The 25361-nt window shown below is 63.5% G+C and carries 21 protein-coding genes and 1 pseudogene; 10 read left to right on the top strand and 12 right to left on the bottom strand.

Annotated elements, in window-relative coordinates; all coding sequences use genetic code 11:
- The first annotated feature begins 9 nt into the window (after nucleotides 1–9).
- On the top strand, nucleotides 10–3162 hold the full coding sequence (locus R2N03_RS12155) for an efflux RND transporter permease subunit (protein ID WP_316657896.1): 3153 nt from the start codon (nucleotides 10–12) through the stop codon (nucleotides 3160–3162).
- Between the two features lie 2 nt (nucleotides 3163–3164).
- A complete protein-coding gene (locus R2N03_RS12150) occupies nucleotides 3165–4709 on the top strand; it encodes an efflux transporter outer membrane subunit (RefSeq protein ID WP_316657895.1) in 1545 nt (514 codons plus the stop codon).
- A 33-nt stretch (nucleotides 4710–4742) separates the two neighbouring features.
- On the opposite strand, the pseudogene R2N03_RS12145 reads toward R2N03_RS12150, so the two are convergent.
- Nucleotides 4743–5833: pseudogene (locus R2N03_RS12145) on the bottom strand (DNA topoisomerase IB).
- A 233-nt stretch (nucleotides 5834–6066) separates the two neighbouring features.
- Here R2N03_RS12145 and rpsU point away from each other — a divergent pair.
- Nucleotides 6067–6279 carry a 30S ribosomal protein S21 gene (rpsU, locus tag R2N03_RS12140; protein ID WP_003262970.1) on the top strand — a complete coding sequence of 71 codons (213 nt, stop codon included), beginning with the start codon at nucleotides 6067–6069 and terminating at the stop codon, nucleotides 6277–6279.
- A 347-nt stretch (nucleotides 6280–6626) separates the two neighbouring features.
- Here the strand turns inward: rpsU and R2N03_RS12135 are convergent, their stop codons facing one another.
- From R2N03_RS12135 to rpmH, 6 genes are all read right to left on the bottom strand, one after another.
- The gene (locus tag R2N03_RS12135) at nucleotides 6627–7016 is read right to left on the bottom strand and encodes an NUDIX hydrolase (protein ID WP_316657893.1); all 390 of its coding nucleotides are present in this window, start codon (nucleotides 7014–7016) and stop codon (nucleotides 6627–6629) included.
- A 5-nt stretch (nucleotides 7017–7021) separates the two neighbouring features.
- Nucleotides 7022–8467 carry a tRNA uridine-5-carboxymethylaminomethyl(34) synthesis GTPase MnmE gene (mnmE, locus tag R2N03_RS12130; RefSeq protein WP_316657892.1) on the bottom strand — a complete coding sequence of 482 codons (1446 nt, stop codon included), beginning with the start codon at nucleotides 8465–8467 and terminating at the stop codon, nucleotides 7022–7024.
- Nucleotides 8468–8933: 466 nt separating this feature from the next.
- Complete coding sequence (gene yidC, locus R2N03_RS12125; RefSeq protein WP_316657890.1) at nucleotides 8934–10598, bottom strand: membrane protein insertase YidC; 1665 nt, start codon at nucleotides 10596–10598, stop codon at nucleotides 8934–8936.
- A gap of 6 nt (nucleotides 10599–10604) precedes the next feature.
- Nucleotides 10605–10919 carry a membrane protein insertion efficiency factor YidD gene (gene yidD / locus R2N03_RS12120; protein ID WP_316657889.1) on the bottom strand — a complete coding sequence of 105 codons (315 nt, stop codon included), beginning with the start codon at nucleotides 10917–10919 and terminating at the stop codon, nucleotides 10605–10607.
- Nucleotides 10916–11338 (bottom strand): ribonuclease P protein component, encoded by a 423-nt coding sequence (gene rnpA, locus R2N03_RS12115; RefSeq protein WP_316658188.1) that lies wholly within the window; start codon nucleotides 11336–11338, stop codon nucleotides 10916–10918. Before rnpA ends, yidD begins: the two co-directional genes overlap by 4 nt.
- Nucleotides 11339–11399: 61 nt before the next feature.
- Nucleotides 11400–11534, bottom strand: coding sequence for a 50S ribosomal protein L34 (rpmH, locus tag R2N03_RS12110; RefSeq protein ID WP_003262958.1), 135 nt, complete (start codon nucleotides 11532–11534; stop codon nucleotides 11400–11402).
- A gap of 631 nt (nucleotides 11535–12165) precedes the next feature.
- Between rpmH and dnaA the strand changes: the two genes are divergently transcribed.
- The 3 genes from dnaA to gyrB all read left to right on the top strand — a co-directional run bounded on the left by dnaA (nucleotide 12166) and on the right by gyrB (nucleotide 17830).
- Nucleotides 12166–13770 carry a chromosomal replication initiator protein DnaA gene (gene dnaA, locus R2N03_RS12105; RefSeq protein ID WP_316657877.1) on the top strand — a complete coding sequence of 535 codons (1605 nt, stop codon included), beginning with the start codon at nucleotides 12166–12168 and terminating at the stop codon, nucleotides 13768–13770.
- A 266-nt stretch (nucleotides 13771–14036) separates the two neighbouring features.
- On the top strand, nucleotides 14037–15152 hold the full coding sequence (dnaN, locus tag R2N03_RS12100; RefSeq protein ID WP_316657875.1) for a DNA polymerase III subunit beta: 1116 nt from the start codon (nucleotides 14037–14039) through the stop codon (nucleotides 15150–15152).
- Between the two features lie 149 nt (nucleotides 15153–15301).
- Nucleotides 15302–17830 (top strand): DNA topoisomerase (ATP-hydrolyzing) subunit B, encoded by a 2529-nt coding sequence (gyrB, locus tag R2N03_RS12095; protein ID WP_316657874.1) that lies wholly within the window; start codon nucleotides 15302–15304, stop codon nucleotides 17828–17830.
- 129 nt (nucleotides 17831–17959) lie between these two features.
- Here the strand turns inward: gyrB and R2N03_RS12090 are convergent, their stop codons facing one another.
- Nucleotides 17960–18430, bottom strand: coding sequence for a hypothetical protein (locus tag R2N03_RS12090; protein ID WP_316657873.1), 471 nt, complete (start codon nucleotides 18428–18430; stop codon nucleotides 17960–17962).
- A gap of 467 nt (nucleotides 18431–18897) precedes the next feature.
- Nucleotides 18898–19821 carry an HNH endonuclease gene (locus R2N03_RS12085; protein WP_316657871.1) on the bottom strand — a complete coding sequence of 308 codons (924 nt, stop codon included), beginning with the start codon at nucleotides 19819–19821 and terminating at the stop codon, nucleotides 18898–18900.
- Nucleotides 19822–20223: 402 nt separating this feature from the next.
- On the opposite strand from R2N03_RS12085, the gene R2N03_RS12080 reads away from it, so the two are divergent.
- Nucleotides 20224–20592 carry a hypothetical protein gene (locus R2N03_RS12080; RefSeq protein ID WP_316657870.1) on the top strand — a complete coding sequence of 123 codons (369 nt, stop codon included), beginning with the start codon at nucleotides 20224–20226 and terminating at the stop codon, nucleotides 20590–20592.
- A gap of 91 nt (nucleotides 20593–20683) precedes the next feature.
- Here R2N03_RS12080 and R2N03_RS12075 read toward each other — a convergent pair whose 3' ends face one another.
- Nucleotides 20684–20920, bottom strand: a complete 237-nt coding sequence (locus tag R2N03_RS12075) for a hypothetical protein (protein WP_316657869.1) — start codon at nucleotides 20918–20920, stop codon at nucleotides 20684–20686.
- A gap of 66 nt (nucleotides 20921–20986) precedes the next feature.
- Here R2N03_RS12075 and R2N03_RS12070 point away from each other — a divergent pair, with 66 nt between their 5' ends.
- The 3 genes from R2N03_RS12070 to R2N03_RS12060 all read left to right on the top strand — a co-directional run bounded on the left by R2N03_RS12070 (nucleotide 20987) and on the right by R2N03_RS12060 (nucleotide 23730).
- A complete protein-coding gene (locus R2N03_RS12070) occupies nucleotides 20987–22018 on the top strand; it encodes a hypothetical protein (protein WP_316657867.1) in 1032 nt (343 codons plus the stop codon).
- A gap of 252 nt (nucleotides 22019–22270) precedes the next feature.
- Nucleotides 22271–23191: a bestrophin family protein gene (locus R2N03_RS12065; protein WP_316657866.1), complete on the top strand. Its 921-nt coding sequence runs from the start codon at nucleotides 22271–22273 to the stop codon at nucleotides 23189–23191.
- A 2-nt stretch (nucleotides 23192–23193) separates the two neighbouring features.
- The gene (locus tag R2N03_RS12060; RefSeq protein ID WP_316657865.1) at nucleotides 23194–23730 is read left to right on the top strand and encodes a contractile injection system tape measure protein; all 537 of its coding nucleotides are present in this window, start codon (nucleotides 23194–23196) and stop codon (nucleotides 23728–23730) included.
- Nucleotides 23731–23738: 8 nt separating this feature from the next.
- Here the strand turns inward: R2N03_RS12060 and R2N03_RS12055 are convergent, their stop codons facing one another.
- Together R2N03_RS12055 and R2N03_RS12050 are read right to left on the bottom strand one after the other, a co-directional pair.
- Nucleotides 23739–24410, bottom strand: coding sequence for an AraC family transcriptional regulator (locus tag R2N03_RS12055; protein WP_316657864.1), 672 nt, complete (start codon nucleotides 24408–24410; stop codon nucleotides 23739–23741).
- A 131-nt stretch (nucleotides 24411–24541) separates the two neighbouring features.
- Complete coding sequence (locus R2N03_RS12050; protein ID WP_316657863.1) at nucleotides 24542–25240, bottom strand: Crp/Fnr family transcriptional regulator; 699 nt, start codon at nucleotides 25238–25240, stop codon at nucleotides 24542–24544.
- Nucleotides 25241–25361 lie beyond the last annotated feature (121 nt).

The raw sequence follows: 25361 nt of genomic DNA, 5'->3' as shown, positions 1-25361 counted from the left end.
AGCCATCGCATGGCAAAGTTTTTTATCGATCGCCCAGTCTTTGCCTGGGTGCTCGCGCTGTTCATCATCCTTGCTGGGGCGATTTCGATCACCCAACTGCCGATCTCGCAGTACCCGACCATCGCGCCGCCGTCCATCATCATCACGGCCACGTACCCGGGCGCCAATGCGAAGACGCTGGACGAATCCGTCACCAGCATCATCGAGCAGGAAATGAACGGTGCGGACGGCCTGCTCTATATTGAGTCGGTCAGCCAGGGCGGTAACGGCCAGGCGCAGATCACCGTGACGTTCAAGGCCGGTACCGATCCGGCGCTGGCGCAGGTGGACGTGCAGAACCGCTTAAAGCGCGTGGAAGCGCGTTTGCCGTCGGCGGTGACGCAGCAGGGCGTGCAGGTCGACAAGGCCCGCTCAAACTTCCTGCTGTTCGCCACGCTGGCATCCACCGACGGCAAGATGGACCCGGTGGCGCTGGGCGACTACATCTCGCGCAACGTGCTGAATGAAATCAAGCGCGTGCCGGGTGTAGGCCAGGCCATCCTGTTCGGTACGGAACGCGCCATGCGCGTCTGGATCGACCCGGCCAAGCTGGTCGGCTACAAGCTGACGCCCACGGATGTGTACAACGCCATCCGCGCACAGAACGCGCTGGTCTCCGCCGGTACGATCGGTGATCTGCCGTCTGTCTCCGACCAGCCGCTCGCGGCGACGGTCGTGGTGGAAGGCCAGCTCACGACCACCGAGCAGTTCGGCAACATCGTGCTGGTGGCCAAGCCGGACGGCTCGCTGGTCCGCGTGAAGGACGTTGCACGCCTGGAATTGGGCGGCCAGACCTACTCGACGTCTGCGCGCATCAACGGTCAGCCGATCTCGGCGATTGGTGTGCAGCTCTCCCCCACCGGTAACGCGCTGGGCACGGCCAAGGCGGTGAAGGCCAAACTGGAAGAGCTGTCGAAGTACTTCCCGGCCGGCGTGGAATACAAGGTGCCGTACGACACCTCGAAGTTCGTCCAGATCTCGATCGAGGAAGTGGTCAAGACGCTGTTCGAGGCCATGGTGCTCGTGTTCCTGGTGATGCTGCTGTTCCTGCAGAACATCCGCTACACGCTGGTGCCGTCGATCGTGGTGCCGATCTCGCTGCTCGGGGCGTTCGCCACCATGAACGCGATGGGCTTCTCGATCAACGTGCTGACCATGTTCGGTCTCGTGCTGGCGATCGGCATTCTCGTTGACGATGCCATCGTGGTGGTGGAAAACGTCGAGCGGATCATGGCCGAGGAAGGCCTGCCCCCGCGCGAAGCCACCCGCAAGGCCATGGGCCAGATCACTGGCGCCATCATCGGTATTACGCTGGTGCTGATGGCCGTGTTCATCCCGATGGCATTTTTCTCGGGCTCGGTGGGCGCGATCTATCGCCAGTTCTCGCTGTCGATGGTGTCGTCGATCTTCTTCTCGGCGCTCATGGCGCTGACGCTCACGCCAGCGCTGTGCGCGACGCTGCTCAAGCCGATCGAAAAGGGTTCGCACCACGAGAAGAAAGGCTTCTTCGGCTGGTTCAACCGCATGTTCAGTAGCACCACGAACCGCTACCAAAGCTTCGTGGAACGCATGCTCAAGAAGACCTTCCGCTACATGGTCATCTACGTGGCGCTGATCGTTGCGGTGGTGTTCCTGTTCCTGCGCCTGCCGTCTTCGTTCCTGCCGACCGAAGACCAGGGCTACATCGTGACCAACATCCAGTTGCCGCCGGGTGCATCGGCCAACCGCACGCTGGAAGTGATCAAGCAGGTCGAGAACTACTACAAGCATGAAAAGGCGGTCGAGAACATCGTGGCCGTGCAGGGTTTCAGCTTCTCGGGCAACGGGCCGAACGCCGGTATCGTGTTCACCCCGTTCAAGGACTGGAGCGAGCGCAAGGGCAAGGATCAAACCGCTGATGCCGTGGTCGGCCGGGCCTTTGGTGCGCTGTTCGGTGGCATTCGCGATGCGATCGTGTTCCCGCTGAATCCGCCGCCGATTCCGGAATTGGGCAACGCCACCGGCTTTACCTTCCGCCTGCAGGATCGTGCTGGCCTGGGACATGACGCGCTGATCGCAGCCCGCAATCAACTGATGGGGATGGCGGCGAAAAGCAAGGTCATTACCGGCATGCGCCCGGAAGGCCTGGAAGATTCGCCGCAGTACCAGGTGGACATCGACCGCGAGAAGGCCAATGCCCTGGGTGTGTCGTTCTCCGACATCAACGCCGTGCTTTCGACGGCGCTGGGTTCGGCGTACGCCAACGACTTCCCGAACTACGGTCGTCAGCAGCGTGTGATCGTGCAAGCGGACAAGATCAACCGCATGCAGCCCGAAGACATCATGAACCTGTACGTGCGCAACGCGCAGGGCAACATGGTGCCGATGTCGACGTTCGCGAAGGGCCATTGGATCGTCGGCCCGGTGCAGCTCGTGCGCTACAACGGCTATCCGGCTGTCCGCCTTTCGGGTGCGGCCGCGCCGGGCGCCAGCTCGGGTGACGCCATGGCCGAGATGGAACGCCTGGCTGCCAAGCTGCCTGCTGGTATCGGCTACGAGTGGACGGGCCAGTCGCTGCAGGAAAAGGCCTCGGGCTCGCAGGCGCCGGCGCTGTATGCGCTGTCGCTGCTGGCGGTGTTCCTGGTGCTCGCGGCGCTGTATGAAAGCTGGTCGATCCCGGCGGCGGTGATTCTGGTGGTGCCGCTGGGGGTGCTCGGCGCCTTGCTGGGCGTGACGCTGCGCGCGATGCCCGATGACGTGTACTTCAAGGTCGGCCTGATTGCGGTGGTGGGTCTGTCCGCCAAGAACGCGATTCTGATCATCGAGTTTGCGAAGGACTTGCAGGCGCAAGGCAAGGGCCTGATCGAGGCGACGCTGGAAGCTGTGCACCTGCGGTTCCGCCCGATCATCATGACGTCGTTCGCCTTCATCCTGGGCGTGCTGCCGCTGGCGATTGCCACTGGTGCCAGCTCCGCCAGCCAACGCGCCATCGGTACCGGCGTGATGGGCGGGATGATCACCGCGACGGTGCTGGCCGTGGTGCTGGTGCCCGTGTTCTTCGTGGTGGTCCGCCGCATCTTCAAGGGCAGCGAGCGTCAACGCCGCCTGGATGCCGCGCACCGTCCGCTGGACGAGGAAATCTGAACATGCAGAACACCATGACTTTCCGAACCCCCGCGCTGTTGCCGGCGCTCCTGTTGGCGGCCGGCGTGCTGTCCGGCTGCTCGCTGGCGCCCACCTATGAGCGCCCGGATGCCCCGGTCGCGGGCACGTATCCGCAGGCTCCGGCCGGCTATGCCGTGCCGGCCGATAGCGCCAAGCCGGGTGAAAACGCCCCGCGCGCCACCGACCTCGGCTGGCGCGAGTTCTTCCCTGATGCGCGCCTGCAGAAGCTGATCGGCCTGGCGCTGGAGAACAACCGCGATTTGCGCGTGGCCATGCTCAACGTCGAGGCTGCCCGTGCGCAGTACCGGCTGCAGATCGCCGATCTGCTGCCGCCGGTCAACGCCTCCGCGGTGTACACGCGCAGCCATACGCCGCCGTCGATCTCGACGACGGGCGGCAACATCTACACCAAGCAGTACCAGCTTGGCGTGGGCATCAGCAACTATCAGGTGAACCTGTTCAGCGTGGGCGACGTCACGTCGTCTGCGCGTGCAAGTTATCTGGCGACGGACGAGGGCCGGCGTGCCGCGCAGATCAGCCTGATCTCGCAGGTGGCCAAGGCCTACCTGAACGAGCGCGCGTACGCCGAGCAGCTTGAACTGGCCCAGCAGACCCTGAAGGGCCGCGAGGACTACTACAAGCTAGCGAAGCAGCGGTTTGACGTGGGCGCTTCGTCGGCGCTGGATCTGCGCCAGACCGAGACCCTCGTCGAATCGGCGCGCGTATCGGTGGCACAGCTCACCCGCCAGTACGCCCAGGCGACCAACGCCCTGGTCTTGCTGGTGGGCGCGCCTCTGCCAGCCGACCTGCCGGCACCGACTACGGTCTCGTCGGAGAGGATCGTCGCCGATATCCCGCCAGGTGTGCCGTCGGAGCTGCTGGAGCAGCGCCCGGACATTCGCCAGGCGGAGCAGAAGCTGGTGGCCGCCAATGCCAACATCGGTGTGGCGCGTGCAGCGTTCTTCCCCAGCATCGGCCTGACGTCCAACGTGGGCACGGCCAGCACGGCGCTGCACAATCTGTTCAAGAGCGGGACCGGGCTGTGGTCGTTCGTACCGAACCTCACGTTGCCGATCTTCAACTGGGGTACCAATGTCTTCAACCTGGACCTCACGAAGGCCAACCAGAAGATTGCGGTGGCCAACTACGAGAAGACGATCCAGACCGCCTTCCGTGAGGTGTCCGACGCCCTCGTGGCGCGCGGCACGCTGGAAGAGCAGGTGGCCGCGCAGAAGCGTTTCCGCGATGCTACGGCCGATCGCCTGACACTGTCTGACCAGCGCTATCGCAACGGCGTGTCGAGCTTCCTCGATGTGCTCGACGCGCAGCGCGATCTGTTCAGCGCCGACCAGACCCTGGTGCAGACGCGCCTGGCCCGCCTGACCAACGCCATCGATCTGTACACGGCACTGGGTGGCGGTCTGCAGGAGCACAGCACCACGGTGGCGGCGCAGCAGGCTCAGCCGACGGCTGCCCCGGGTGTTGCGCCCGCCACGCCGGACATGACGCCGCAGCCATCGAAGTAAGTTCGCGTCTGTTCGCTCGAAAGCCCGCCTTGTTCAGGCGGGCTTTTTTTCGCCTGTGCCCTTTGCGCTGGCACTGGATTCAAGAAAGCGAAGCAGCGCCGCTTCTTCGCGTCGCAGGCCCCTGCGTGCGCGGGTCGGGGGCAGTGCTTCTAGCTCGCCGGCCAGGAAGGCGTCCACCACGGCCGGATGCACATAGCACTTGCGGCAGACAGCCGGCGTGTTCCCCAGACGCTTGGCCACGGCAGCAATGGCTTCCACCACCTGCCGGCGCGCCTCGGTAACGTTCGCCGAGGTGCGCCCGCGCAGCAGATCCAGCGCGAGCACGCTGCCGGCCCAGGTGCGGTAGTCCTTTGCCGTGAAATCTGCGCCCGTGATCTCTTGTAAGTACGCATTCACATCCATGGAATCCACCACACTGCGCTCGCCTGCTTCATCGATGTACTGGAACAACTCCTGCCCGGGGAGATCGACGCAGCGCCGGATGATGCGCGCCAGACGCGGGTCCGATACCGACACGTCGTGCTCCACGCCGCTCTTGCCGCGAAACTGAAAACGCACCGTGTTGCCATGCACCTCCACGTGGCGATTGCGCAGCGTCGTGAGCCCATAGGAGCGGTTGTCGCGTGCATATGCCACGTTGCCCACGCGCACCAGCGTCACGTCCAGCAGGAAGACAACCGTCGCCAGCATCTTCTCGCGCGGCAGGCCCGGGCCGCCAAGTGGGCGGCAATCGCCTTGCGCACCCGCGGCAGCGCCGCCCCGAAGGTCAGCAGCCGGCCATATTTGTTTGCATCGCGGAAAGCGCGCCAGCCGGCGTGGTAGCGGTATTGCTTGCGTCCGCGCGCATCGCGCCCGGTGGCCTGGAGATGGCCGTTCGCATGGGGGCAGATCCACACATCGGTGTACGCTGGTGGAATCGCCAGCTTGTGGATGCGCGATATGACGGCCGGGTCGCGGATGCGTTCGCCGCGCGTGTCGAAATAGACGAAGCCGCGCCGGCGTCGACGGCGGGTATAGCCAGGGCGCGTATCGTCCACGTAGCGCAGCGGCTCGGGCAGCGCTTCAATGATGGCCGGTGTCCCGGTCATGCCGGGCGTCAAGGCGGATTCGGGCGTACGTTCCACATCAGAGGTCCGAAGGTACGCTCGCCGCAGCAAGTAGCATTCCTCGCTGGGGATGGCTGTCTGCCGTCGTTTCGAGACCACGAAACTGCGCAAAGAAGTGGCGGGAAATAGGCTTTTTGTCACAGGCGCTCCCGACCTTGCATCGGTAAACGGATTCAACTACACTGCTTGCCCTCTGGGCGGTATATAATCTGCGGTTTCGCCGTCCACCCGAATACTGAGCAAGGGACCCGATGACCACCATCCGTCTGAAAGAAAACGAGCCGGTCGAAGTTGCGCTGCGCCGCTTCCGCCGTGAAATCGAGCGCACTGGCCTGATCAAGGAACTGCGCGCTCGTACCGCTTACGAGAAGCCGACGACCGAGCGCAAGCGCAAGAAGGCTGCCGCTGTGTCGCGCACGCGCAAACGCCTGCGCTCGCAAATGCTGCCCAAGAAGCTCTACTAAGATCGCGCGGTTGTTTCGGTAGCACCAATCGGGTGCTGCCGCTGGCGGCGTGAAGTCCATCGACATCCGTTCCGCCGAGCTTGGCTTGTTGCGCCCATGCGCATCCGGAATTGCTTTCCGACCTGGCCAACGCTCTACCCCCCGATACAGAAGCTTGCAGGACGCGGTTGATGGCATGAATGCCATTCTCCGTTGGATCGGCGTGTCTGCGCTCGATTTTTCTGTTGCAAACGACCTCCGCCAGCGGTATCTGACCGGCTGGCTGTTGGCGTTTTTCTTTCGGGATCGGGGTTGCGGCTCGGGTGGGGCTCCCGCTTTTCCTCCGTGATTGCGCTGAGGGCGGTGTCCTAGACGTCAGCCGAACACGCCGCCGCAATCGACGCCCGGTATCCAGCCGGCAGGTTGGCCGGCAGCGCTCCCGGCGCAAAGCAACCGATTTGCGTGTGTCCATGGCTGATCGTCGGTTTGAACGCGCCCATCAGCCTGCAGTTGTACGTTGCAATAAAGACATGCCTGTCCGGCACGACCTCGAACAGGTACGTATCGATCGGCGCGCCCACCTCGATCTGCAGGCTCAGCGCTACCGCCATCTCGCGTGCAAGACATTCGGCGGGCGATTCGCCGCGCTCTAGTCGCCCGCCGGGCAACTCCCATTCGCGGCGTTCGTTGAGCAGCAGGACGATTTCACCGGTAGGCGCGCGCAACACGCCTTTGATCGAGATGGGGTAGGCCGACATCAGGCTTACTTGCCGATGCAGAACCGGCTGAAGATCACGCCCAGCAGATCATCGCTGGAGAATGCCCCTGTGATGCTGTTCAGCGCCTCCTGCGCCAGCCGCAGTTCTTCCGCAAACAGGTCCAGCGCCTGCGCCTGCTGGGCGGCATGCTCGGCGGCCATGGCCAAGTGGTCGCGTGCCGTGCGCAGCGCTGCAAGATGGCGCTCGCGTGCAAGGTACAGGCCCTCCCCGCCGCCCTGCCAGCCTGCAATTTCGAGCAATGCCGTGCGCAGCAGCTCGATACCGGTGCCGTTGCGCGCCGACAGCCAGACCTCGGGAGGGCAGCCATCCTTGCGTCCGGGGGCGGCAACACCCGCCAAGTCGATCTTGTTGACCACGCGCAGCGTCGGCACACCAGCTGGTACGTGCGCTGCGATGCGCGCGTCGATGGCGGCATCTTCGGGCGAGAGGCCGTTGGTGCGATAGTCCGCCGCGTCCAGCAGATGCAGCACGCCATCAGCGCGCGCGATGGCGGCCCACGTGCGCTCGATGCCGATGCGCTCGACTTCGTCCTCCGTGTCGCGCAGGCCCGCCGTATCGACGATGTTCAGCGGGATGCCTTCGATCTGGATGGTCTGTTGCACCTTGTCACGCGTGGTGCCGGCGATGGGCGTGACGATGGCAAGCTCGGCACCGGCCAGCGCATTGAGCAGCGACGACTTGCCGACGTTCGGCTGCCCCGCCAGCACAACGTGCAGGCCTTCGCGCAGCAGCGCACCCTGGCGCGCCTGCGCCAGCACGCCATCGACGGCCGCTCGAATGCCGGCGAGCTGACCCCGCGCGTCGGAGGCTTCCAGGAAGTCGATTTCCTCTTCGGGAAAATCCAGCGTCGCTTCCACCAGCATGCGCAGATGGATCACGCGCTCGACCAGCGCATGCACCGCCTGCGAGAACGCGCCATCGAGCGAACGTGCCGCTGAACGTGCGGCGGCTTCGGTGCTGGCCTCGATCAGGTCGGCGACGGCCTCGGCCTGCGCGAGATCCATCTTGTCGTTGAGGAAGGCGCGGCGCGTGAACTCGCCCGGCTCGGCCACGCGCAGGCCGATCTCGCGGCCGGCGGTCAGGCAGCGCTGCAGCAGCAATTGCATCACGACGGGCCCGCCGTGGCCCTGCAGCTCAAGCACATCCTCGCCCGTGTACGAATGCGGCGCCGGAAACCACAGCGCGATGCCGCGATCGATGGCGTTTCCGTCTGCGTCGAGAAAGGGCAGGTAGGTCGCTTGGCGTGGCGTCAGCAGGCGACCACACACCGCCTGCATGACGGCGCGCACATCGGGCCCCGACACACGCACCACGCCGATGCCGCCGCGCCCCGGCGCGGTGGCGATCGCCGCGATCGGGATGCTGCGATTGGGTGCGCGTGGCGTGCTGGCGGCGTTTGACAAGGTGTGGGGTTCGTGTGCAGCGGTCATGAGCGGTATTGTGCGGCAGCCTCGCATCGGCGCGCCAGTTTCCCATCAGGGCGATTTGGATAATCGATCGCAGCGGCGTGCGGCGTCATTGGTGTGAGCAGGCTGCCGGCGTTGGCCGCCTCGTTGACGGGGCAACCTGATACGGCCGGCTGGGGGGCGCACGGCAAACCGGTATGCCGGCGTGCGGGGCCGGTTGGGGATCATCCCATCAACGGCGGAGGCATGTGGTGTTGCGGGTGGAGGTACGTGCCGAGCCGCACGCCTTTGGGTGGCCGCTACTGATGCGAGCGGCCAGAGCAGCGGCAGGCCGGGCCTGCACCAGCACGATCGCCCGCTTACTCGGGGCGTCCATCCGTGACCCGGGCAGCTGCACAATCGCGGCGGCCTACTTCGTTCTGGAATCGCGCTGGATCAAGAAAAAAGGGGCGCCCGAAGGTGCCCCTCTTTCTTTGCGTCCCGTCTCGCCTTATTTGGCGGCAGCGGGTTTCTTGTTGGTGCCCAGCATGCGGTTGATCGACCACTGCTGCGCGATCGACAGGCAGTTGTTCACCACCCAGTACAGCACCAGGCCGGCCGGGAAGAAGAAGAACATCACCGAGAACGCGATCGGCATGAACATCATCACCTTGGCCTGCACGGGGTCCGGCGGCGTCGGGTTCAGGCGCGTCTGCACAAACATCGACACCGCCATCAGAACCGGCAGGATATAGAACGGGTCCGGCGCGGACAGGTCGTGCACCCAGCCAATCCAGGGGGCGCCGCGCATTTCTGCCGACGAGAGCAGTGCCCAGTAAAGCGCCATGAACACCGGAATCTGGATCACGATCGGCAGACAGCCGCCGAGCGGGTTCACCTTCTCGGTGCGGTACAGCGTCATCATCTCCTGGTTCATCTTCTGCGGATCGCCCTTGTGGCGCTCGCGGATCGACGTCATGCGCGGCTGCAGATCCTTCATCTTCGCCATCGAGCGGTAGCTCGTGGCCGACAGCGGGAAGAACACCAGCTTGATCAGCACCGTCAGCGCCACGATGGACCAGCCCCAGTTGCCGAGCAGCCCGTGGAGTTTCTCCAGCAGCCAGAACAGCGGCTTGGCGATGATGGTCAGCCAGCCGTAGTCCTTCACCAGCTCCAGGCCCGGGGTGATGCCTTCAAGCATGCGCTCTTCCTGCGGGCCGGCGAACAGGCGCGCCGTGGCCGATACGCTTGCGCCCGGCGCCACCGTACCCAGCGACTCCTGCATGCCGACGCGGTAGAAGTTCGTGTCGATGCGATCGACATAGAACTCGCGCTTGACGTTGGCGGCGGGAATCCACGCCGATGCAAAGTAGTGCTGCACCATCGCCACCCAGCCGCTGTCGGTCGGCGACGGCACGTGCGCCTTGCCCTTGTCGATATCGGCGAAGGTGATCTTGTGATAGTGATCGCCATCGGTGTAGACGGCCGGGCCGGTGAACGTGCTGTAGAAGCGCGATTGTTCCGCCGCGCCGCCGTCGCGTGCCAGCTCCATGTACAGCGTCGGAGTGATCGGCGCCGAGCCGTCGTTGGTCACGTCAAAGCGCGTGTCGATCACGTAGCTGCCGCGCTTGAAGACATATGTCTTGGCTAGCTTGGCCCCGCCCTTGTCGGCCGTGAATGTGATGGAGACATCGTTGCCGGTGCCCAGGTCACGCGGGCCGGCCGAGGCCGTGAATGCCGTCGTGTGGTTCGGGAAGTCGCCGCCGATGATGCCCGAGCGCGCCAGGTACGTGCGCTCCAGGCTGCGGTCGAACAGCACCATCGGGTTGCCGTCGTGGTCCTTCTGCGTCAACAGCTCGAGCTTGCTGACGATGGCGCCTGCCGTGTCGATGGTGGCGCGGAGCACGTCCGTCGTGATGACGACCTTTTCCGAGGCCGGAGCCTGCGAGGCCGCGCCCGTGGCCGGAGCGGCCTGGGTGTTCGTCGCTGCAGTGGTCGCAGCGCTCTTTGGCACGTCGCCTGCAGGCGTGCTGCCCGGCGCGGTCGCAGAGGTGGTAGCCGTCTGCGGCGTCGGGAAGAACATCGACTGGTGGCCATTCGCGCGTTGCCAGTTGTCGAACAGCATGACAACCGCCAGCGAGAAGATCACCCAGAGAATGGTGCGTTTGATATCCATGTCGGATTACGGTCTGGGAAGGTGAATCGACGGCCGCGCAGCCGGGGTGTCGGCTGCGGTCGCGTCGGTCGATGCAGAATCGGTGGAGCGGGGCGCAGCATTGCCAGCGGCGGGCGGCACAGGATCATACCCGCCTTGTGCGAACGGATGGCAGCGGCATAGGCGTTTTGCCGCAAGATAACTGCCGACAGCCGGCCCATGCGTGAGCACGGCGTCGCGTGCGTAGTCGGAGCAGGTCGGCAGGAACCGGCATTGCGCGCCGACAAACGGGCTGAATGCCACTTTGTAGGCGCGCAGGAGGAACAGCAGCACGCGCGTCATGGTGTCTCCGCGGCAGGGGGTGCCGGGGGCGCTGCCGTGGGTGCCGCAGGCAGCGGCCGCGCGGCAATCTCAAACAAATGAGAAAGCTCTTCGCGGCAGATGCGCTTGAAGGCGGCCACGGAGGGCACGTCCTCGCGCGGGAACTTGGCCTGCAGGCGGATCAGCACGTCGCGTCCGCCCAGCTTCGGCTGCCGTAGCCGGAACAGTTCGCGGCACTGGCGCTTGATCAGGTTGCGCTCCACGGCGCGCCGGGCGAACTTCTTGCCGATGACCACACCCAGGCGCGCCTGCGGGTGGCCGTTGGCGCGCACGTACAGCACGAAGTGACGACTACGCCGGACCGGCCGCAAAGCAAAAACGGATGAGAACTCATCCGTTTTCGTCAGCCTTGCGGCTTTGGGGTAGGCGTGCGGGCCCATCGTCAGCGTGCCGCAAAAGCCATAGGCAACGGCAGAAGCCGCCACCCGGGGCGCGGCAGTCTTAGATGGCCAGGCGCTTGCGGCCCTTGGCGCGGCGTGCGTTCAGCACGGCACGGCCACCACGGGTCTTCATGCGGACACGGAAACCGTGGGTGCGCTTGCGACGGGTAACGGAAGGTTGATAGGTACGTTTCATGATGCACTCTCTGGTTAATGGGTGCGGACGCTGCCGCACGCGCCGGGCCTTAGGGTCACCCTGTCAGCCTGGTGTCGATTCAGTAGGAGAAATCGCCCACGCAGACCGCCGTGCGCTGTGTTGTTCAGGTCTTGGGCGTCACCGGTAATGTGGGCACCGAAAACATCGGTTCCCGCCGGATCAGGCGCGACGGGATGGAACCCGGCACCGCGTCTGACGCGAACAAGCGTGCGCTCCCCTGCCGCGCATCGCAGAACCCGCCATTTAAACGATATTCGCCGCGCCTGTCAAGCGTGCGGAGCTGGGGATAACGGGTATGCGCCCCTGATCTTCCACGCGCAACGAAGTTGTCCCCAGTGCCTTGTGCGGCTTGGGGCGTTCTGCGTCAAGCCTTGCCGGTGCTGGGTTTGCGGGAGGTGTAAAAAAACGGTTGTCCACCGCTACTCACAGCAGGTCCACAGGTTATCCACAGACTTATCCTTTGTGGATAACTTTCGGCCGGGGGTACAATCCCGCTCCAACAACGAAAGCCATCCGGTTTCTGGCATGCGCCAGGGGCCCGGCGGCCGGCTCACCCGGGGACGTCGTCGATGACGCGTGTGTGGTGCCGGTCAAACACCTAACGATAACGATGCAGGATTTCTGGCACGCGGCGTCTGCTCAGCTCGAGAGTGAGTTGACGCCGCAACAATTCAAGACGTGGATCAAGCCGCTGACGCCGCTGTCGTTTGACGAGCAGGCGTGCACGCTGCGGATTGCCGCGCCCAACCGGTTCAAGCTCGACTGGGTCAAGAGCCAGTTCTCGGGCCGTATCCAGTCGCTTGCGTGCGACTACTGGGAGGCGACGGTCGATGTCCAGTTCGTGCTCGACCCGGCCGCCGGCCAGCGCCAGGCGGCCCTTCAGCCGGCACTGGCGCCGGTGCCGATGCAGCCCCTGGCGGCGCAATCGATTCAATCCCTGCAGGCAATGTCCGGCGCCAACGGCGTCGCGCAGCCCAGGCACGACGGCGCCCCCGTGCGCCCGACCCCCGCGATGTACCGCGAAACGCCGCTGGCTGCCGCGAGCCATGCTGTGGCCGACATCGATGTCCCCGTGATGGACGCTGCCGAGGCGAGCGCCCAGTCGTACCGCATGCCGTCGCCCGTGCCGGCCGTTGCGTCCAACCTCGGGTTGGCCACGCCGCCGCAGGTGCCGGTAGACGATACCGTGCATGAGCGGTCGCGCCTGAACCCGATCCTCACGTTCGACAACTTCGTCACCGGTAAGGCGAACCAGTTGGCGCGCGCTGCGGCCATCCAGGTCGCCAACAACCCGGGCAAGTCGTACAACCCGCTGTACCTGTACGGCGGCGTGGGCCTGGGCAAGACGCACTTGATCCATGCCATCGGCAACTTCATGCTGATGGAGAACCCGCGCGCGCGCATTCGCTACATTCACGCAGAACAGTACGTTTCCGACGTAGTGAAGGCTTACCAGCGCAAGGCGTTTGACGATTTCAAGCGCTACTACCACTCGCTCGATCTGCTGCTGATCGACGATATTCAGTTCTTCTCGGGCAAGAACCGCACGCAGGAAGAGTTCTTCTATGCGTTCGAGGCACTGATCGCCAACCGCGCGCAGGTCATCATCACCAGCGACACGTATCCGAAAGAGATCACCGGCATCGACGACCGCCTGATCTCGCGCTTCGACTCCGGCCTGACCGTGGCCATCGAGCCGCCCGAGCTGGAGATGCGCGTCGCGATTCTGATGAAGAAGGCGCAGGCTGAGAATGTGATCGTGCCGGAAGAAGTGGCCTTCTTCGTGGCCAAGCACCTGCGCTCGAACGTGCGCGAGCTGGAAGGCGCGCTGCGCAAGATCCTGGCGTACTCGAACTTCCACGGCAAAGAGATCACGATCGAGGTCACGCGCGAGGCCCTGAAAGACCTGCTGACCGTGCAGAACCGCCAGATCTCGGTGGAAAACATCCAGAAGACCTGCGCGGATTTCTACAACATCAAGGTCGCGGACATGTACTCCAAGAAGCGGCCGGCCAACATCGCGCGCCCGCGCCAGATCGCCATGTATCTGGCCAAGGAGCTGACGCAGAAGAGCTTGCCCGAGATCGGCGAATTGTTCGGCGGACGCGACCACACCACGGTGCTGCACGCCGTGCGCAAGATCGCCGACGAGCGCAGCAAGGACGCCCAGCTCAACCACGAGTTGCACGTGCTGGAGCAAACGCTCAAAGGCTGACCGCGCGATGGTCAGCAGAGCGCATGGCAACGCCATTCGCCCTGAATCAAGCCTCGACAAACGCCCGCTCGAATGCGGGCGTCTTTTCATGCACAATAGCTGTATTTGCCGCGCGCGCGACGCTATCCAGCGCCCCCTTCTTTGCGGTATAATTTGTGATTAACCCCTTGATTTACAAGAAGTTTGGGGTTAATCGCGAATGCTCCTGCAGGCACCTGCCTTGAGGGGCGCGCGCGGTGTCACCTCAAACTGCAAGGAACGCCTTCATGCAATTGGTCAAAACCTCGCGAGACAACCTGCTGCGTCCGCTGCAAATCGTGAGCGGCATCGTGGAACGCCGACACACGCTGCCCATCCTGGCCAATCTGCTGATCCGCAAGACCGGTGAACGGGTCTCCTTCCTGTCCACCGACATCGAAATCCAGATCACCACGCACGCCGATTGCGGCGCCGGCGCCGGCGACATTGCCACCACCGTGGCCGCCCGCAAGCTGGTCGACATCCTGCGTGCGATGCCCGACGGCGAAGTCGCTCTCACGCTCAACGACAAGCGCATGACGGTGCAGTCCGGCAAGAGCCGCTTTGCCCTGCAGACGCTGGCCGCCGAAGAATTCCCGACCGTCGCCGAGGCAACCGATTTCGGTGCGCGCATCACCCTGCCGCAGAAGACGCTCAAGCACCTGCTGGCGATGGTGCACTTCGCGATGGCCCAGCAGGACATCCGCTACTACCTCAACGGCATGCTGCTGGTGGTGGACGGCAAGCATGTCATGGCCGTCGCCACCGATGGCCACCGCTTGGCCTACTGCGGCGTCGAAACCGGCGAGCAACCGGCAGGCGCCGGCGGCCGCCACGAAGTCATCATCCCGCGCAAGACCATCCTCGAGCTGCAACGCCTGCTGGAAGACGTGGACGATCCCGTCTCGGTGCAACTGGCCTCGAACCAGGTCAAGTTCACCTTCGGCAACATCGAGCTGATCTCCAAGCTGGTCGAAGGCAAGTTCCCCGATTTCCAGCGCGTGATCCCGAAGGGTTACCGCAACAGCTTCACGATCGACCGTGCCTTCCTGCAGCAGGCGCTGCAACGCACGGCCATCCTGACCACCGACAAGTTCAAGGGCGTGCGCTGCATGCTCGACACCAACGTCCTGAAGATCAGCTCCACCAACGCTGACCAGGAAGAAGCGCAGGAAGAACTCGAAATCGACTACCAGGGCGATGCGCTGGATATCGGCTTCAACGTCACCTACCTGCTGGACGTGCTGGCCAACCTCAAGGCCGAAAAGGTGCAGGTGAGCCTGGGCGACTCCAACTCGAGCGCGCTCATCACCCTGCCCGACGACGACACCTTCAAGTACGTCGTCATGCCGATGCGCATTTGACGAGGCTGTTTCAGCAAGCCGCGCGAACAACCATCGAAAGCAAGACGAGGGGCTGGATCGGAAAGATCCGCCCCTTCGCCGTTTTTAAGCAACCCCGCTATGTGCGCCGAGATCACCCTCTTCGTGCCCGTGGCAGCGAGCAGAACGACATGACCGAACAGCAGAAACCGCAATCCGCACCCAACGACGGCAGCAGCTACGGCGCCGCCTCGATCCAGATCCTGGAAGGCCTGGAGGCGGTTCGCAAGCGGCCGGGCATGTACATCGGCGACACCTCCGACGGCACCGGTCTGCATCACCTCGTGTTCGAGGTGCTGGACAACTCCATCGACGAAGCGCTCGCCGGGCATTGCACCGAGATCCTCGTCACCATCCACACCGACAACTCCATCTCAGTGGTCGACAACGGCCGCGGCATCCCGACCGGCATCAAGTTTGACGACAAGCACGAGCCCAAGCGCAGTGCCGCAGAAATCGTCATGACCGAACTGCACGCCGGCGGCAAGTTCGACCAGAACAGCTACAAGGTCTCGGGCGGCCTGCACGGCGTGGGCGTGTCCTGCGTGAACGGCCTGTCGAAGTGGCTCAAGCTCACGGTGCGCCGTGACGGCAAGGTCCACCACATGGACTTCGCACGCGGCATCCCGCAAAACCGCCTGCTCGACACCATGGAAGCCCCGGACGGCAAGATGGTGGAGGTGTCTCCGCTGCGCGTATCCGGCACCACCGACAAGCGCGGCACCGAAGTGCACTTCCTGGCCGACGAAGAGATCTTCACCAACGTCGAATACCACTACGAGATCCTCTCCAAGCGCATCCGCGAGCTCTCGTTCCTGAACAACGGCGTGCACATCAAGCTGTGCGACCAGCGCACCGGCAAGGAAGAAGACTTCGCCTTCTCGGGCGGCGTGAAGGGCTTCGTTGAATACATCAACAAGAACAAGAACGTCCTGCACCCCACTATCTTCGTGGCCAACGGCGAGAAAGACGGCGTGGGCGTTGAAGTGTCGATGCAATGGAACGACGGCTTCAACGAACAGGTGCTCTGCTTCACCAACAACATCCCGCAGCGCGACGGCGGCACCCACCTCACCGGCCTGCGCGCGGCCATGACGCGCGTCATCAACAAGTACATCGTCGACAACGAGATCGCCAAGAAGGCCAAGGTCGAAACCTCCGGCGACGACATGCGCGAAGGCCTGACCTGCGTGCTGTCCGTCAAGGTGCCCGAGCCCAAGTTCAGCTCGCAGACCAAGGACAAGCTCGTCTCGTCAGAAGTGCGCCTGCCGGTGGAAGAAGTCGTGGCCAAGGCCCTGACCGACTTCCTGCTCGAGACGCCTGTCGACGCCAAGATCATCTGCGGCAAGATCGTCGAAGCCGCCCGCGCGCGTGAAGCCGCCCGCAAGGCCCGCGAAATGACGCGCCGCAAGGGCGTGCTCGACGGCATGGGCCTGCCCGGCAAACTGGCCGACTGCCAGGAGAAAGACCCCGCGCTGTCAGAACTCTTCATCGTCGAGGGTGACTCCGCAGGTGGATCGGCCAAGCAAGGCCGCGACCGCAAGTTCCAGGCAATCCTGCCGCTCAAGGGCAAGATCCTGAACGTCGAGCGCGCCCGCTTTGACAAGATGCTGTCCAGCCAGGAAGTGCTCACGCTCATCACCGCCCTGGGCACCGGCATTGGCAAGGACGACTACAACCTCGACAAGCTGCGCTACCACCGCATCATCATCATGACCGATGCTGACGTGGACGGCTCGCACATCCGCACGCTGCTGCTCACGTTCTTCTACCGCCAGATGCCCGAGATCATCGAGCGTGGCCACGTGTACATCGCCCAGCCGCCGCTCTACAAGATCAAGCACGGCAAGGAAGAGCGCTACATCAAAGACGACGTCGAGATGGCCGCCTACCTCGTGCGCCAGGCCCTGGACACCGCCGTGCTCGTGCGTGCCGACGGCACCGAGATTGCCGGCGACGCCCTGGCCGAACTCGCCCGCCAGTACCAGCTCAGCCGCGGCGTGATCGAACGCCTGTCCCGCGTGATTGACGCTGACGCCCTGCGCGCCATTGCTGAAGGCGTGGTGCTCGACTTGTCAAGCGAAGCCGCAGCCGACGCCAGCGCCCGTGCACTCAAGGCCCGCCTGCTGGAAATGCAGGGCAACGCCAGCAACGCCAACGGCGGCGCCACCGCAGACGCCTTCATGCAGTACGACGAAAAGAGCGAGAAATACCGCGTCATGGTCGTCCGCCGCCAGCACGGCAACCAGCGCCTGAGCCACATCGACGCCGACTTCGTGGCCGGCGCCGACTACACCGCCCTGGCCCAGACCGCCCACACCTTCCAGGGCCTGATTGGCGAAGGCGCCAAGGTGCGCCGCGGCACCGGCGACAAGCTGCGCGAGCAGAACGTCACCGACTTCCACGCCGCCATGAACTGGCTGCTGAGCGAAGCCGAGCGCGGCGTGAGCCGCCAGCGCTACAAGGGCCTGGGCGAAATGAACCCCGAGCAGCTGTGGGAAACCACCATGGACGTCACCCAGCGCCGCCTGCTGCGCGTGCAGATTGAAGACGCCATTGCCGCGGACCAGATCTTCACCACGCTGATGGGCGACGACGTGGAACCGCGCCGAAACTTCATTGAGAGCAATGCGTTGGTGGCACGGAATATTGATGTTTGAGGGTTGGTTAAGCCGAACGAAAAACGCCGAGATTTATCTCGGCGTTTTTTATTTTGATACCAACACCCTTAAATATTCTTAAAAGGTATTAGTGAATCTATGCGGTCAAACCATTAACAACCCGTCACATCACTGTGCCTCCTCCTCCATCTTCCTCCTCGGCCCCCGGCTAAACCGAACCGACAAAGCCTGCCGAGCAGTATCCAGCCCTTCTCCCTTACCTGCTACCTTCAGGAAGGCATACCCTTCCAGTGAACCCGTCATCAAATCGCTACCCAGCGCCAGCTGCGAATCGCGCATCTTTTCGTAGAGCTTTTCAACGCGGACCAAGCGTGGCCGGAGCGTGTCAAAGCCAGCAAGGTCGCGCCGCAACTCTACAAGGCTGAAGTTGGCCGGCAGCACGCCAGGGTTGTTGCCCAACACTTCCACGGCCTTCCGGCAAAACGCCTCCGACTTGTCGCCCATCTTCATGAGCGTGCTGCGTTGTTCGGTCGATAAGTCGATCAGACCAACAAGCTTCTCTTCGAGTGTCTTAAGCGCGGCGTCGATGGCCGTCAGGTCCGCGGGGCTCGGTTGAAACGAAATCAAGTTTTGTGACATTGCAATCCTTGTTGGTTGGCGACGTTATGCCGGTTGGCACAACCGGGCGAGATTGGCGTGCCGCAGTCTCGGTAGCAATGCAAGCATCGACATTTGACAATTCGATCGGACGGTTCCGAAGGAAACCGCTCGGCCGCCGCCTGTTTCGTTTCAGTGTTGGAGAGTGACGTTCGACTCTTGGACGGTCGAGTTCGAGCGTTAGAGAGTCGAGCCTGACTCTCGGAGCGTGACGGTTCAGTGTCTGAAGGTGGAGCGCGAGGCCCAGACCGTGACGCTTCACTGTCTAAGGATGACAAACGCCACCCTTATACAGTGAAGCGTCAGTGTTTGAGGGTGAAGCACGACCGCCAGAGGGGCGGACTCCACAGTTTTAGGCTGAAGCGCGACTCTTTGATCGTGGCGTTCCACTGTTTGAAGGTGGAACGCTAGCCTCAGACAGTCGATGACATCGCGCAGTGCGCAGGTTATTAAGCGTTTCCGTCCGCAAACGGCGCTTCCTTCGCCGCGATGCGCGCGCGCAGCTCGTCGTTTCGGTGCTGGCCGTTCTCGCCAAAGTGGATCAGACGGTGACACGTCGGGCAGATCGCGCCGACGTACTTCGGGTGGTCCAGCCCGCCATCAGAAAGCCTGTTGATGTGATGCGGTTCCAGATACGGCGTGCCGTCGCTCTTGCGATTGAACGGTGCCGGCGCCTCGCAAAGCTCGCAGTGGCCCTGCGCACGCGCCAAGACATATCGCTTAACGCGGGCACTACGCTGGTATGCAATTCGCACAGTCTCTTTCGGGTCTGCGATCGGGCCGCTAGGCTGACATGCATCAATCGCCGCTTGCCTCAACGTCGACAAGTCCGCCGGTTCGCTCTCGACCTTCGTCGCGGTGTCATCGCCTTGATCGGGCAGATCGTCTAGTTCGCGGCGCAGCGTGTTTGATACCGGCATCAGTCGAAACACGATCACATCGCGTTCGTTTCCATTGCGGTCCGCATCTCGTTTGATGAAGTGCGAGTCACAAGCGAACTCACCCAGGTACACGCAAGGCCTACCCTTGCCCGTCATCTGAAACACATGAAGCGCGCGCCCGTCCTTCGCGTGAGACGCGATGGCGAGGTTGCCCTTCATCATCTTCATATCGCCGAGCTGGCCCTCGCCAACGTAATACAGGTAACCAAACTCGTCGAACTTGTCTTTATAACCGTGCGGCTCGCCGTTCCCCGTAAACAGAAAGATGGCGGGTGACTGGCGCGAGGGCGCGATACCGCTTTGGCCGTTGCCGCCAAACTTTCCTGTGATTTCTTCTCTGCGGTTGTAGGCCTTCCCGACGACGAACTCGGGAATCTCCGTTGCCGTTTCAGCCGTGTGCTGAACGGTGTCCTCATCTTCATTAGGCAGCATGCAATCCCCCCGGATTGGCTGTAAATTTTTGTGCTCATTCTATCCCGCGCTGGTGCACTGCAAGTGGCGCGCACTGGGTCACTAGGCCAGTGCCATCAGGCCGTTCGTAATTCTTTGGAGCCTCATGACAGGCTGTTTTTGCGGGTCGCTTCCGTATAATCCTCACCGCTGCCGCACCAACGGCAGCCGGGTTTGGCGACCTGCATAGCAGTTCTTAGAGAGGCTATCGCGCAAGCGATGGTCCGCTCCTGCTCGCTTGTGTTGTTTATGGCGGGCCGGGCGGGGAGACCTTCGGGTCTGCCGGTCGTTCTCTAAGGGCCGGTTCGCCAGCCCCGCCGTCAGGCCCGCCACCTTCGTCTGGCGACGAATGGCGCGCCTCCACTGTTACTTAGAGAGGCCGACATGCCATCTGTCAAAAGCGGGCACCGCCCCGCGTCCTACCCATCTCCACCCGCACCACCCACCCCCACGCCCACGTCACCCGACACCGGCAGACTCACCAAAAACCGTGTCTACCTGAACGGCGCACTCGCAGCACAGGCCTATCTCAAGCGCGTACGCACGGCCATGTGCACCCACGGCCAATGCCGCCCCGGCATGCTGCGCGAGCAGCTTCAGGTCTTCTCTGCGCAGGCGTTTCCGCCGGTCTTCGTCAAAGGCTTTGTGGATGCGATCGACGCGTACGTTTCGATGTCGCTCGGGGGCCGCGATGTCGATCCGCAAACGTGGGACGTACTAGCCGCCATCGAGCGGCGTGGCTACAGCCAATAACAACGGTTTGATGCGTTCCCGTGACGGGCGGGAATGCCAGGGTTTTCGAGAACCTCCCCAGGCAATTCGTACGCCCGCCGTCACAACGGCGCTATTGGCGTTCCAATCTCCCTAACTCTTCAAGAACGGCATCCCGAAACTGGTCAAAGATCAGCCAGCTTTTGTACTCGGCGCGCCAGTGCCCCTTTCCCCGGCAGATTGGCTCGACCATCGTCCTCACTGATTCGTTGTATGGATGAAATACCGTCATGTTTCTAAACGGTAAATTCCGTGCATAGACCGGCACCCCTAGAATCAGAAACATCCATTGCCCATTTCCTTGCAACATGTCGACCTCCGTGTGAATGACGAGGTCAGGCTAGGAGCGGCCGGGCGCAAAAAACACTCTCCAACCATGAACGAAACACTGGTGCAGGGAAATTCCGGCTTTGAAATCAACGGGTTGGAGGAGGAGCGGGCACAGCAGGTCGCCGCGCTCAAAGCCTTCCTGGCCTTCCACAAGCAGTTCGATCGCGAGACCAAAGCGCTCGCCGTGGCTCGCGCTCTCGCGCAGGAGTCGTTGGATCGGCTCGAAAGCGGACGCCCGATTGCCAAGTACAACTCGGCAAATATCGCTGACTTGGTTGGGCAGAAAGTGGGGCCGGACGGCGCGACCGGATGGCTGTCGAAGGTCTGGAAGTCGCTGGAGCAATCTCTTGAGGAGCGCCGAACGGGCATTCAAGACGTAGCACGACAAGCGGGCGCCAATATCTACGCGTGGCCAAAAAAGACACCGGGGGCAGGAGGGGCGGGTAATAGCTCGGAATACAGCATTGAGTTCATATCTCTGCCTCAGAGCGACAACCCTGTCGTAACGCCCCAGCCGGGGGAGGTCACCTACGTTCAAGAACTCACCTTGAAGCCGGCGTTCTGGGCCCGTCCGCTGTTCAAGAAAGGATTTTCCTTAAAGGGTTGGCGGCGCACCGGCTTCATTGCTTTCGGTGTTGTTGTCCTCCTAGCCGTCGGCGGCACACTGCTGCTGACTTGGCTGGCCCTGAACAACCCGAGGGTGTCATCGTCCGCTAAAGATGTCGCTGTCTGGATGCTGTTCGCCCTGATGATCTCTTGGGGCGGCTATTCGATACTGAAGCCCTTCTCCGACTTGGCAGACCTTCGCCTCATCATGGCGCCGGATGTGATGGTCGGCTTCACTGAACTGAATGTTCAACTTGAACTAGCCCGAGAGCGTCCCGCCGACGAGGAGCCGTATCGCGTGCTGCGGCTGGTGCGCTACTCGGCCAAATGCGCTGTCTGCGGTGAGACCGTCCACTTGGCCGACGGCAAAAGAGAATTTCCTGGCAGGCTGGTGGGCCGGTGTTCAGAACAGCCAAGGGAGCACGTCTACTCCTTTGATCGACACACCAGAATCGGCAAGCCTCTTCGTTAGCATCAAAGGCTTTGTGGATGCGATCGACGCGTACGTTTCGATGTCGCTCGGGGGCCGCGATGTCGATCCGCAAACGTGGGACGTACTAGCCGCCATCGAGCGGCGTGGCTACAGCCAATAACAACGGTTTGACGCGTTCCCGTGACGGGCGGGAATGCCAGCATGCCGCACGCAAATGCAGGGGAGGTCAGTCGGCACACGGGCCGTCTGCCATAATTCGCCACACTCCTTCCCCAAAGCATTTCGCTCCCCATGGTTGTCCGCCCCCATCTGCACTGGTTCCGCATGCTGCTCGCATGGCGCGGTTCGGTGCTGCCGCAGCTTCTGCCGCGCCTGTTCCTCATCTTCGTGATCTCGCTGGCCGCCATGGCGGTGCATGCGCATTGGCTGCCCATTACCGTCAACCTGAGCACGACGCCGTTCTCGCTGGTGGGTATTGCGCTGGCGGTGTTCCTGGGTTTTCGCAACAACGCCAGTTACGACCGCTATTGGGAGGCGCGCAAGCTCTGGGGCCAGTTGCTCAACGTTGCACGCGGGCTCACGCGCCAGGCGCTGACGCTGCCGCGCAATGCGGTGCCTGCGGACGAACTGCATGAGTTCACGCAGGTGCTGGGCGCGCTGCCGCATGCGCTGCGCCACCAGTTGCGCCGCACCGATGCGCGTAAAGATCTGGCCGCCCGCCTGCCCGCGCCGCTGCTCAATCGCGTGATGGCCTCGCGCTACCAGCCGACCATCCTCGTACTGTGGTTGGGGGAGTGGGTGCAGCGCCGCGCGCAATCGGGCGCGCTGGATACGGTTGGCGTGCTGGCGTTTGATCGCAACCTGACCGAGCTGACCAACCTCATTGGCGGGTGTGAGCGCATTGCCAATACGCCGCTGCCGTTTGCGTACTCCGTGATGATTCACCGCACGGTGTATTTCTTCTGCGCGGCGCTGCCCTTCGGGCTGGTAGAGAGCATCGGCAATTTCACGCCGGTGTTTGCGGTGTTCGTGGCCTATACCTTCATGGCGCACGAGGCCATCGCGGCGCAAATTGAAGAGCCCTTCGGCACCGAAGACAACGACCTTGCCCTCAACGCCATGTCCGCCACCATTGAGGACGCCGTGCGCGACCTGCTGGGCCAGCCGAGCCTGGCCAACGGCAAGGCGGAGCGGGATTTCATTCTGGATTGATCGTGACGCACCAAGATAGCGCCGGCTATGACGTCTTCCGCGTTGATGATGCCGGTATGGTGCTGCTCTGGCCGTTTCTGCCGCACTACTTTGAGTCGCTCGGCATGGTGCGCGATGGACAGTTTGTCGATGCGGCCGCCAACCATCGCGCGGTGCATCTGATGCGCTTTCTGGCCAGCGGCGAGTGGGCGCTGACGGAGCCGCTGCTGCTGCTGTCCAAGCTGATGTGCGGCCTCTCGCCGTCCACGCTGCTGATGCCCACTGAAGCGGCGCCGACCGAGTCTGAGCTTGCGCTGTCCGACAGCTTGCTGCGAGCCGTTATTCAGCGTTGGGCCCAGGTGAAGAACACCTCCATCGAGGCGCTGCGCGAGACGTTCCTGATGCGCGAAGGGCTGTTGGAGCGCCGTGCCGCTCAGGACGGTGCTCGGCACCTGAAGGTGCATCGCAGGACGGTTGACGAGCTGGTCGATCTCCTACCGTGGTCGATTTGGTCCATCCAGAACAGTTGGATGCCGCAGCCGCTGCGCGTGCGGTGGTAGTCCATCGCCTACACCGCCAAGGCAGACGGTGAGTGCCAACTGGCCCAGGCCGCCGGGCTGGCATGCCCTGTCGCCCGCAAGGCTTCTGCGTTTGTCGCTGCCAAGGCGTTGAGTTCGACGCCGAACAGGCTGGCGCAGGTTTCATTCAATGTGCGCACGGTTCGCAGGCCGGCCCGCCGGGCGAGCGCCTGCATCGCTTCCGTTTGGGCCGCATCGTCGGCGTCCAGCGCGGCCAGCCGGTACAGCGCCCAGGCGGCGCGCTGTTCGCGCACCAGCGCATGCAGCGCTTCACCTTCGGCAAACAGGCGCGCGCGCACCTGACGCGGGCAGGCTTGCCAGCACTCGCTCAGCAGCGCTGCGTTCCACGCCTGCGCCGGGTGTTCAAACACCAGCGTGGCCAGTGCGCGGGCCCAGGGTTTGTCATGCTGGATGGCGGCCATGCGCGGGCAGCCCGCGTCGGGCACGGCCTTGAAGGTGATGGCGCACGGCTGCCACACGGTACCCGGGATCTCGCACCCGAAATGCGCGAAGGCGGGCACCACAAACGGGTCTCCCGGGCGCACCTCGCGGCGGCCGTTGGCATCGCGCAGGCAGGCGGTGCCCTGCTCGGCCTGCACGCTCACCGCAAACGGAAAGCGCAGGCGCAAGAGTCGGACGTGGGCGCGGCTGGTGAGTGGCATGAGGTGGAAACGCGACGGGCAAGCAGGCAGACAAGCGACAAGGCGCGCTACTGTCGCAGGATTCTATGTCTACCCGCAACAAGGGCAATGTCGCTCGGGTGACAGTGTGCGGCAGGCCCCGCCCGCGCCGCTTACAGCTCGGACAACCCGAACAGCCGCAGCCGCTCCAGGTCGGTCACGCGAATGGTCTGGTACGACTGCGTGATCATGCCGCCTTCGGCCAGCCGCTGCAGTGCGCGGTTCACGCGCTGGCGCGACAGCCCCGTCAGCAGCCCGATCTCTTCCTGTGACAGCTCCAGCACAGCGCTCGTGCGTGGATACAGGGCGGGGTGAAACAACTGCGCAATCGCTTGCGCCACGCGCGCATCGGCGCTCAGCAGGCGGTCGTTCTGCACGGTGGCAATGAACTGGCCCATGCGTTCGTTCAGCTGGCGCACCACAAAGCTGGCAAACGGCAGGCTTTGCGCCAGCAGCGTGTTGAACACCGGCTCGGGCACCAGCAGCACGTGCGAGGCGCGCACGGCAATCACGTCATAGCGGCGGTCTTCGCGCTTGATGACGCTGCCTTCGCCGCACCAGCCGCCGGCGGGCACGCCCGAGAACGTGCAGCCGCGCCCATCCGACGTGTACACCGCCAGCTTGATGAGCCCGCTGTCGACGCCGATCCAGTAGCGCGAGGGCTCGCCGCGCCGGGCGATGAACGCGCCGGGCTCAAACGCCTGCAGCAGGGTTTCGCGGGCGGCCAGCGCCTGGTGTTCGGGCGCCAGCGCGGTAAACCACGCGTGGCCTGGCAACTGCGTGGCGGGCGTCAGGGCGCTGGGTGTGGTCATGGCAAGGGCGGGCACACAATCAAATGGTGGAACGGGCGCGTGGGGCTCTGCCGCCGCATTGTAAGAAACCCGTCAGCCTTGGTGTGGCGCGGGTTGGCGGGCGGTTTGTCATCCAGGTGAC

Source organism: Ralstonia condita (assembly GCF_958405655.1).
GTDB classification, from domain to species: Bacteria; Pseudomonadota; Gammaproteobacteria; order Burkholderiales; family Burkholderiaceae; genus Ralstonia; species Ralstonia condita.
This window is presented reverse-complemented; position numbering and strand designations above follow the sequence as displayed.

Coding starts and splice junctions, on each gene's coding strand:
- R2N03_RS12155 (WP_316657896.1), top strand. CDS start 10: ATGGCAAAGTTTTTTATCGATCGCCCAGTCTTTGCCTGGGTGCTCGCG.
- R2N03_RS12150 (WP_316657895.1), top strand. CDS start 3,165: ATGCAGAACACCATGACTTTCCGAACCCCCGCGCTGTTGCCGGCGCTC.
- rpsU (WP_003262970.1), top strand. CDS start 6,067: ATGACCACCATCCGTCTGAAAGAAAACGAGCCGGTCGAAGTTGCGCTG.
- R2N03_RS12135 (WP_316657893.1), bottom strand. CDS start 7,016: ATGTCGGCCTACCCCATCTCGATCAAAGGCGTGTTGCGCGCGCCTACC.
- mnmE (WP_316657892.1), bottom strand. CDS start 8,467: ATGACCGCTGCACACGAACCCCACACCTTGTCAAACGCCGCCAGCACG.
- yidC (WP_316657890.1), bottom strand. CDS start 10,598: ATGGATATCAAACGCACCATTCTCTGGGTGATCTTCTCGCTGGCGGTT.
- yidD (WP_316657889.1), bottom strand. CDS start 10,919: ATGACGCGCGTGCTGCTGTTCCTCCTGCGCGCCTACAAAGTGGCATTC.
- rnpA (WP_316658188.1), bottom strand. CDS start 11,338: ATGGGCCCGCACGCCTACCCCAAAGCCGCAAGGCTGACGAAAACGGAT.
- rpmH (WP_003262958.1), bottom strand. CDS start 11,534: ATGAAACGTACCTATCAACCTTCCGTTACCCGTCGCAAGCGCACCCAC.
- dnaA (WP_316657877.1), top strand. CDS start 12,166: ATGCAGGATTTCTGGCACGCGGCGTCTGCTCAGCTCGAGAGTGAGTTG.
- dnaN (WP_316657875.1), top strand. CDS start 14,037: ATGCAATTGGTCAAAACCTCGCGAGACAACCTGCTGCGTCCGCTGCAA.
- gyrB (WP_316657874.1), top strand. CDS start 15,302: ATGACCGAACAGCAGAAACCGCAATCCGCACCCAACGACGGCAGCAGC.
- R2N03_RS12090 (WP_316657873.1), bottom strand. CDS start 18,430: ATGTCACAAAACTTGATTTCGTTTCAACCGAGCCCCGCGGACCTGACG.
- R2N03_RS12085 (WP_316657871.1), bottom strand. CDS start 19,821: ATGCTGCCTAATGAAGATGAGGACACCGTTCAGCACACGGCTGAAACG.
- R2N03_RS12080 (WP_316657870.1), top strand. CDS start 20,224: ATGCCATCTGTCAAAAGCGGGCACCGCCCCGCGTCCTACCCATCTCCA.
- R2N03_RS12075 (WP_316657869.1), bottom strand. CDS start 20,920: ATGTTGCAAGGAAATGGGCAATGGATGTTTCTGATTCTAGGGGTGCCG.
- R2N03_RS12070 (WP_316657867.1), top strand. CDS start 20,987: ATGAACGAAACACTGGTGCAGGGAAATTCCGGCTTTGAAATCAACGGG.
- R2N03_RS12065 (WP_316657866.1), top strand. CDS start 22,271: ATGGTTGTCCGCCCCCATCTGCACTGGTTCCGCATGCTGCTCGCATGG.
- R2N03_RS12055 (WP_316657864.1), bottom strand. CDS start 24,410: ATGCCACTCACCAGCCGCGCCCACGTCCGACTCTTGCGCCTGCGCTTT.
- R2N03_RS12050 (WP_316657863.1), bottom strand. CDS start 25,240: ATGACCACACCCAGCGCCCTGACGCCCGCCACGCAGTTGCCAGGCCAC.